Below are 4,414 nucleotides of genomic sequence, written 5' to 3' on the forward strand. Positions count from 1 at the left end.
CGCGCATCAAGATGGAGATCGACTCCAAGCCGGAGGTGATGGACAAGCTCGAACGGCGCCGCATCCAGCTGGAGATCGAACAGCTGGCTGTGAAGAAGGAGAAGGACGAAGCCTCCCTCAAGCGCCTTGGCCTGATCGAGGAGGAGATCACCCGCATCAAGAAGGAATACTCCGACCTGGAGGAAGTCTGGAAGGCCGAGAAGTCGGCGGTGCAGGGCTCGGCCCACATCAAGGAAGAGATCGACCGCCTCAAGGCCGAGATCGTCAAGCTGCAGCGCGAGGGCAAGCTCGAGAAGGTGGCCGAGCTGCAGTATGGCCAGCTGCCCCAGCTCGAAGCCCAGCTCAAGAAGGCCGAGGCGGGCGGCGAGGCCAAGCCGGCCAACAAGCTGCTGCGCACCGAGGTGGGTGCCGAGGAGATCGCCGAGGTGGTGAGCCGCGCCACCGGTATTCCCGTGTCCAAGATGATGCAGGGCGAGCGCGAAAAACTGCTGCAGATGGAAGAGCGCATGCACAAGCGCGTGGTCGGCCAGGACGAAGCCGTGCGCCTCGTCGCCGATGCCATCCGCCGCTCCCGCGCGGGCCTGTCGGACGAGAACCGGCCCTATGGTTCCTTCCTGTTCCTTGGCCCCACGGGCGTGGGCAAGACCGAGCTGTGCAAGACCCTGGCCGAGTTCCTGTTCGACAGCGAGGAGCACCTGATCCGCATCGACATGAGCGAGTTCATGGAGAAGCATTCGGTGGCCCGCCTGATCGGCGCGCCGCCGGGCTACGTGGGTTACGAGGAGGGCGGCTACCTCACCGAGCAGGTGCGCCGCAAGCCCTACAGCGTGATCCTCTTCGACGAGGTGGAGAAGGCCCATCCTGACGTCTTCAACGTGCTCTTGCAGGTGCTCGACGACGGCCGCATGACCGATGGCCAGGGCCGCACGGTGGATTTCAAGAACACCGTGATCGTGATGACCAGCAACCTGGGCAGCCAGATGATCCAGCAGATGTCGGGCAACGACTATGGCGTGATCAAGCTGGCGGTGATGGCCGAGGTGAAGACCTACTTCCGGCCGGAGTTCATCAACCGGATCGACGAGGTGGTGGTCTTCCATGCCCTTGACGAGCAGCACATCGCCTCCATCGCCCGCATCCAGCTGGCCTACCTGGAGAAGCGCCTGGCCCGCCTCGAGATGCAGCTCCAGGTGAGCGACGCCGCCCTGATCCAGCTGGCAGGGGCCGGTTTCGACCCCGTGTTCGGTGCCCGGCCGCTCAAGCGGGCGATCCAGGAGCACATCGAGAACCCCCTCGCCAAGCGTATCCTCGAAGGCCAGTTCGCCGCCAAGGACACCATCCGGGTGGAGTGTGAAGGGGGGAAGATCGCTTTCGCCAAGCTCTGATGCCGCTGCATGTTGCCCGGAAAGCCTGCAGGCATGCGGGTTTTCCGGGAACAGGCGGATGCCGCCCGATTTTTCTGGTGAGGTCAGTGTGAAGCACCCGGGAATAAGCCGGTATACTCCGGCCGCCATTCATTGAACCTTGTTCCAGAAAGGATTTTCCATGCAGCAAGACGACGACAACCAGAACCTCGTACTGGGCATCCTGTTCGGCATCATCGCGCTGGTGATTGCGCTGGTGATCGGCCTGACCACCTACGTCACCGGCCAGAACCGTGCGCCCAAGGCTGTTGAGGCGGCGCCGGCCGTAGCCGCGCCGGCAGAAGAGGTGCCCGAGATTGTCGAGGTGGGTGAGCCGCTGGTGAAGTTCTACTTCGAGTCCGGCGAAACGGTACTGCCGGCCGTTGCGGCCGAGGGCATCGCCAAGGTGGTGGCGCAGCTCGGTGAGGAGCCCGCCAAGATCGCCTTGATCTCCGGGTATCACGATGAAACCGGCAGCGCCGCGGTCAATGGGGAGGTGGCCAAGGCCCGTGCCCTGGCCGTCCGCGAGGCGCTGCTTGCGGCCGGTGTGGCCGCCGACCGGATTGCAGCGCGCAAGCCTGCCGTGACCCTGGGTGGTGTTAACCCCGAAGAAGCCCGTCGCGTGGAAGTGCGCGTGCAGTAAGCCGTTCCTGCGGCGCGATGATCCAGGCCGGGCGTGTCCCGGCCTTTTTGTTTGTGCGCAGGTGGGGCTACCATCGCGGCCATGAATCTTTATGAAACCCTGGCGGGGGAGATGGCCCGCCTGATTGCGGATGGAGTGCTCCGTCCGGGGGAGCGGCTCCCGTCGGTCCGGCATGTGTGCCGCAGCCAGAACGTGGCGCCGGTGACGGTGACCCAGGCCTATCACCTGCTGGAGAGCCGGGGGCTGATCGAGGCGCGGCCGCGCTCGGGTTACTTTGTCCGGGGGCGGCTGGGCCAGCGTCTCGCAGAGCCGGAAATGACCCGCCCGGTGGGGGAGTCGACGGCCCTCGCGGTCAGTGATTTCATTTTCCAGATTCTCGACAGTGTCAAGGATCCGGCCGTTGTGCCGCTGGGTTCGAGCTTTCCGTCACCCCATCTGTTCCCCCTCGACAAGCTGGGACGCTTTCTGGCTTCCGCCGCCCGCCATCTGGATCCCCTGGCCACGGTGACGGACCTGCCCCCGCGCAACGAGGAGTTGCGCCGGCAGCTCTCCTTGCGCTATCTGGCCCAGGGGGCCCACGTGCCGCCGGGGGAGATCATCATCACTTCCGGTGCGATGGAGGGGCTCAACCTGTGCCTGCAGGCGGTCACCCGGCCAGGCGACCTGATCGCCATGGAGTCCCCGACCTTTTATGCGGGGCTGCAGGCGGCCGAGCGCCTGGGCCTCAAGGTCATCGAGATCCCGAGTCACCCCCGGGAAGGGGTGAGCCTGGTGGCCCTGGAGGATGCGCTGCGGCATCACCCGGTCAGGGCCTGCCTGCTGATGCTCAATTTTGCCAACCCGACCGGGGCGAGGGTGCCGGATGAACGGCGTCGTGCCCTGGTCGAACTGCTCGATCGTCACGATGTGCCGCTGATCGAGGACGATGTGTACGCAGAGTTGTATTTCGGTACCGATCTGCCCATGGTGACCAAGGCGGTGGATCCGGCCGGCCGGGTGATGCATGTGTCGTCCTTTTCCAAGTGTCTGGCGCCGGGATACCGGATTGGCTGGGTGGCGGCGGGGCGCTACGCCAGTGCCATCCAGCGCCAGAAGCTGTCGCTGAGTCTGGCCACCACGGTGCCGGTACAGATCGCCCTGGCGGATTACCTGAAGCACGGGGGGTACGACAATCACCTGCGTCATCTGCGACGCCGGCTGGCCGGCCAGGAGGCAGCCCTGGTGGCGGCGGTGGAGGCCCACTTTCCGGCGGGCACCCGCCTGGCGCGGCCCGCAGGAGGGTATTTCCTGTGGCTGGAGCTGCCACCGGGCGGCGATGCCCTGGCCCTTCACCGGCAGGCCCTGGCCCGGGGCATCAGTATTGCACCCGGGCCGATTTTCTCGGCCAAGCGGGAGTTCGGGCAGTGCATCCGGCTCAATTTTGGCCATCCCCTGGAGGAGCGGGGGCTGGCGGCGGTCACCACCCTGGGGCAGTTGCTGACGGGAGGTGTCCAGCCTTCCACGAGCCTGATCCCTTCGGCCCCGGCCCGCGCTCCTGATCAGTCTGTGCCTATCCAAAAACATAAATACTGAATCTGTTGCCATTCTTCCCGGGCGCGTCTAATTCAGGGTCAGGAGGAATGATCCATGAACGCACCCGTCAGTAAAGTCCGCGAAGCCAGGCTTGAGCTCTACCGCAAGAAAGGAAAGATCCACGCCCGGGAGGTCCGTGGGCGATTCAATACGATCCGCTGGGCGGTGGTCTGGCTCACCCAGCTGGTGTTCTATGGCGCCTGCTGGCTCCAGTGGGGTGGCCGTCAGGCGGTGTGGTTCGACATTCCCCACGAGAAATTTCATTTCTTCGGTCTGGTCCTGTGGCCCCAGGATGCGCTGCTGCTGGCGATTGCCCTGATCCTGGCCGCCACCGGCCTGTTTCTGGTGACCGCCTTGGCGGGCCGCCTGTTCTGTGGTTTTGCCTGTCCGCAAACGGTCTATACGTCGATCTTCATGTGGATCGAGGCCCGGGTCGAAGGGGACCATCTGGCCCGGCTGCGTCTCGATCAGGCCCCCACGGGGCCGCGCAAGCTGGCCCTGCGTGCCACCAAGCATGGCCTGTGGCTGCTCTTCGCCGCCTGGACCGGCATCACCTTTGTCGGTTATTTCACGCCGATCCGCGACCTCCTGCCGGCCATCACGCACTTGGAGGTGGGGCCCTGGGAGGCCTTCTGGCTGCTCTTCTACGGGCTGTTCACCTATATCCAGGCCGGCTTTGCCCGGGAGGCGGTGTGCCAGCACATGTGTCCCTATTCCCGGTTTCAGGGCGTCATGTTCGACAATGCCACGCGGACGGTCAGCTACGATCTGGGCCGGGGAGAGCCCCGCAAGGGCC

The 4,414-nt window shown here is 65.0% G+C and carries 4 protein-coding genes; all 4 read left to right on the forward strand.

Annotated elements, in window-relative coordinates:
* On the forward strand, positions 1-1,385 hold a 1,385-nt coding region (locus PHD22_RS16410), incomplete at its 5' end, for an AAA family ATPase (protein ID WP_299869367.1).
* Positions 1,386-1,545: 160 nt separating this feature from the next.
* Entirely contained in the window at positions 1,546-2,046 is a 501-nt protein-coding gene (locus tag PHD22_RS16415; RefSeq protein ID WP_299869370.1) for an OmpA family protein, read from the forward strand.
* Between the two features lie 81 nt (positions 2,047-2,127).
* Complete coding sequence (locus tag PHD22_RS16420) at positions 2,128-3,618, forward strand: PLP-dependent aminotransferase family protein (RefSeq protein ID WP_299869373.1); 1,491 nt, start codon at positions 2,128-2,130, stop codon at positions 3,616-3,618.
* A gap of 54 nt (positions 3,619-3,672) precedes the next feature.
* Positions 3,673-4,414 (forward strand): 4Fe-4S binding protein (locus PHD22_RS16425; RefSeq protein ID WP_299869376.1); only part of this gene is annotated, 742 nt, incomplete at its 3' end.

The sequence above is a fragment of the Zoogloea sp. genome (genome assembly GCF_028693495.1).
Classification (GTDB): domain Bacteria; phylum Pseudomonadota; class Gammaproteobacteria; order Burkholderiales; family Rhodocyclaceae; genus Zoogloea.

Excerpts from the sequence above, each read along its gene's own strand:
- PHD22_RS16420 (WP_299869373.1), top strand. The coding sequence starts at position 2,128 with ATGAATCTTTATGAAACCCTGGCGGGGGAGATGGCCCGCCTGATTGCG.
- PHD22_RS16415 (WP_299869370.1), top strand. The coding sequence starts at position 1,546 with ATGCAGCAAGACGACGACAACCAGAACCTCGTACTGGGCATCCTGTTC.